Genomic DNA, 3,251 nt, shown 5'->3' on the forward strand with positions numbered 1-3,251 from the left:
ACAACTGCCGGTTGCGCGCCAGCGGCGGGTTCTTCGCGAAGTAGCGCTGGATGCCGGTGGCCAGGGCCTTGACCAGCTGGCGCTGGTAGTCGGCGCTGCGCAGCTTGTCTTCTTCTTCCGGATTGGAGATGAAGGCCGTCTCGACGAGGATGCTCGGGATGTCGGGCGCCTTGAGCACCGCAAAGCCGGCCTGTTCCACCTTGGCCTTGTGCAGCTTGCCCACGCGGTCGAGCTCGCCCAGCACCTCGCCGCCCACGCGCAGGCTGTCCTTGATCTGCGCATGGGTGCTCATGTCCAGCATCGCGCGCAGCACCTGCGCATCGGCCGACTTGAGGTTGACTCCGCCCACCACGTCGGCCGCGTTCTCGCGGTTGGCCATCCAGCGTGCCGCGGTGCTGGTGGCACCGCCTTGCGACAAGGCGAACACCGAAGCCCCGCGCGCCTGCGGCGTGATGAAGGCATCGGCATGGATGCTGACGAAGAGGTCGGCCTGCACCCGCCGCGCCTTCTGCACCCGCTCGGCCAGCGGCACGAAGAAGTCGGCATCACGCGTCATGAAGGCGCGCATGCCGGGCATCGCATTGATGCGCTCGCGCAACTGCAGCGCCACCTGCAGCACCACGTCCTTTTCGCGCAGGCCGCTGGGGCCGATGGCGCCGGGGTCTTCGCCGCCATGGCCGGGGTCCAGCGCCACGATCACCAGGCGGTCGATCTTGTTCTGCAGCGCGGCGCGCGGGCCGGGCTCGGCCGGCACCGGCGGCGGCACCGGGGCGGCGGCCACCACGGGCGGGGGTGGGGTGATGGGGCGCGGCGCCGGTCCGGGCGCGGGCATCGGCAGGGGGGCGGGTGCGGGTGCGGGCGCGGCGGCCACCGGCGGCTGCGAGCCCACCTTGCCGATGAACTCGCCCAGCGCGTCCTGCACCGACTGGGCGGCCGCACGCTCGGACTGTTCCTTCTCGCGGATCAAGGCCAGCAGCGGATCGACCGGTTGCGTGGGATAGAGGTCGAACACCAGCCGGTGCTGGTAGGCGGCCACCGGCGCCAGCGCAAACTGCTGCGGCGCCGTGGCCTGCTTGAGGTCGATCACCAGCCGCACCACACGCGGCTGGTACTGGCCCACGCGCACGCCGGCAATGAAGGGGTCGTCGCTGCGCACCTTGCCGATCAGCTCCTTGAGCTGGGCGCTGAGTTCCAGGCCTTCGATGTCCACCACCAGCCGGTCGGGGTCGGTCACCAGCTGGTGGGTGGCGGCCAGCGGCTGGTCGCTTTCCAGCGTCACGCGGGTGTAGGCGTCGGCCGGCCACACGCGCACGGCCACGATGCTGGCGCCGAAGGCCAGGTCGGCAGCGCCGAGCATCAACACCAGGCCACCGGCCTGGCGCAACAGATGGCGGCGGTTGGGCAGCTTCGGGCTCACAGCGCTTGCAGCAGCGCCAGGCCGCGGGGAGTCAGGGCTTGAAAGGTCACGGTGCGTTGGTCGTCCTCTTGGGGTTCGAGTTCAAGGCGAAGGTCGGGCGGGGGCAGGGCAGCCGCCACCTTCTCGGGCCATTCGGCCAGCTTCAGGCCGGGCTGCGCAAACACGTCGCGAAAGCCGGCATCGCTCCACTCCGCCGCATCTTCGAAGCGGTAGAAGTCGAAGTGCGAAATGGCCAGGCCATCGGCCAGCTCGTACGGCTCCAGCACCGCATAGGTGGGGCTCTTGATGCGGCCTTGCACGCCCAGCGCGCGCAGCAGGTGGCGCACCAGCGTGGTCTTGCCGGCGCCCAGCGGGCCATGCAGTTCGATGAAGGCATCGCGCAGCAGCGGCTGGGCGGCCAGGGCACGGGCGGTGGCTTCGCAGGCGGCCTCGTCGGGCCAGCGCAGCAAGCGGGTTTCTAGAATGGAGCGATGCGGGAGCGTCTTCACGACATCGACGGGCAGGCACTGCTGGGGCAATTGCGCGCTTGGGCCAAGGAGTTGGGATTCTCCCAGATCGGTGTGGCTGACATCGACCTCCATGATGCGGAACCGGGCTTGCTGCAGTGGTTGCACAACGGCTTTCATGGCCAGATGGATTACATGGCCGCGCATGGGCTCAAGCGCGCACGGCCACAGGAGCTGGTGCCGGGCACCGTGCGGGTGATCACCGCCCGCATGGACTACCTGCCGCGCGACACCGCGCCGCACTGGCGCGAGCAGGAGTGGCAGCGCATGGCCACGCCCGGCCTGGCCACCGTCTCGGTGTATGCGCGGGGCCGTGACTATCACAAGGTGTTGCGTTCACGGCTGCAGAAGCTGGCCGACCGGTTGACGGAGGCCATTGGCCCCTTCGGCCACCGCGCCTTCACCGATTCGGCCCCGGTGCTGGAGGTGGCACTGGCCACCCGCAGCGGCCTGGGCTGGCGCGGCAAGCACACGCTGTCGCTCAAGCGCGATGCGGGCTCGATGTACTTCCTGGGCGAGCTGTTCGTCGACCTGCCGCTGCCGCTGACGGAGCCCGAAAGCGCCCACTGCGGCAGCTGCAGCGCTTGTCTAGACATCTGCCCCACGCAGGCCATCGTCGCGCCGCAGGTGGTGGATGCGCGGCGCTGCATCTCGTACCTGACGATCGAGCATGCCGGCCCCATTCCCGAGGCGCTGCGTCCGGCCATCGGCAACCGCATCTACGGCTGCGACGACTGCCAGCTGGCCTGCCCCTGGAACAAGTTCGCCCAACGCGCGGTGCTGCCCGATTTCGACCGGCGGCCCGCGCTGGCCAACCCCACGCTGCTGCAGCTCTGGGCCTGGACGGAAGCCGATTTCCTGCGCCACACCGAAGGCAGCGCCATCCGCCGCATCGGCCACGAACGCTGGCGGCGCAATCTGGCGGTGGCCATGGGCAATGCGCTGCGCGTGGCAGCGGATGAAGCCATGGCCAGTGCCTTGCAGGCCGCCCGTGCGCAGGCCAGCCCGCTGTTGGCCGAGCACATAGCCTGGGCGCTGGCTCAGCGCAGCGTGGTGCCCGCCACCGGCCCCAGCGCCGCATAAGCGCCCAGGGCCAGCGGCACGCTGGCCATGCCCAGCAGGGTGGACACCGTGACCAGCCCGGCCACGAAGCTGCCGTTGCCGCCCAGCCGCGCCGCCAGCACATAGCAGCTGGACGCCGTGGGCAAGGCCGAGAAGGCCACGATCACCACCTGTTGCAGCGGCGAGAGGTCGGTGAAGCGCACGAACACCACCGCCAGCATCGGCAGCACGAGGTGGCGGATGCCCAGCAAGGCTGCCGCCAGCCG

Annotated in this window: 3 protein-coding genes and 1 pseudogene; 1 reads left to right on the forward strand and 3 read right to left on the reverse strand. The window is 70.1% G+C overall.

The genetic code is table 11. From position 1 onward, the window contains the following. Together ABNT58_RS08405 and tsaE are read right to left on the reverse strand one after the other, a co-directional pair. A partial coding sequence (locus ABNT58_RS08405; protein WP_348753049.1) for an N-acetylmuramoyl-L-alanine amidase occupies window positions 1-1,357 on the reverse strand: 1,357 nt, incomplete at its 3' end. A gap of 56 nt (window positions 1,358-1,413) precedes the next feature. Then, on the reverse strand, window positions 1,414-1,863 hold the full coding sequence (gene tsaE / locus ABNT58_RS08410) for a tRNA (adenosine(37)-N6)-threonylcarbamoyltransferase complex ATPase subunit type 1 TsaE (RefSeq protein ID WP_348753050.1): 450 nt from the start codon (window positions 1,861-1,863) through the stop codon (window positions 1,414-1,416). A gap of 24 nt (window positions 1,864-1,887) precedes the next feature. On the opposite strand from tsaE, the gene queG reads away from it, so the two are divergent. Next, entirely contained in the window at window positions 1,888-3,006 is a 1,119-nt protein-coding gene (gene queG, locus ABNT58_RS08415) for a tRNA epoxyqueuosine(34) reductase QueG (RefSeq protein ID WP_348753048.1), read from the forward strand. Here queG and ABNT58_RS08420 read toward each other — a convergent pair. Continuing rightward, window positions 2,964-3,251: pseudogene (locus ABNT58_RS08420) on the reverse strand (AEC family transporter); the annotation flags it as partial. The gene queG and the pseudogene ABNT58_RS08420 overlap by 43 nt on opposite strands.

Source organism: uncultured Aquincola sp., from assembly GCF_964001545.1.
Classification (GTDB): Bacteria; Pseudomonadota; Gammaproteobacteria; order Burkholderiales; family Burkholderiaceae_C; genus Aquincola.

What these genes read in the sequence shown, in the direction of transcription:
- queG (WP_348753048.1), top strand. Translation starts at nt 1,888, where the DNA reads ATGCGGGAGCGTCTTCACGACATCGACGGGCAGGCACTGCTGGGGCAA.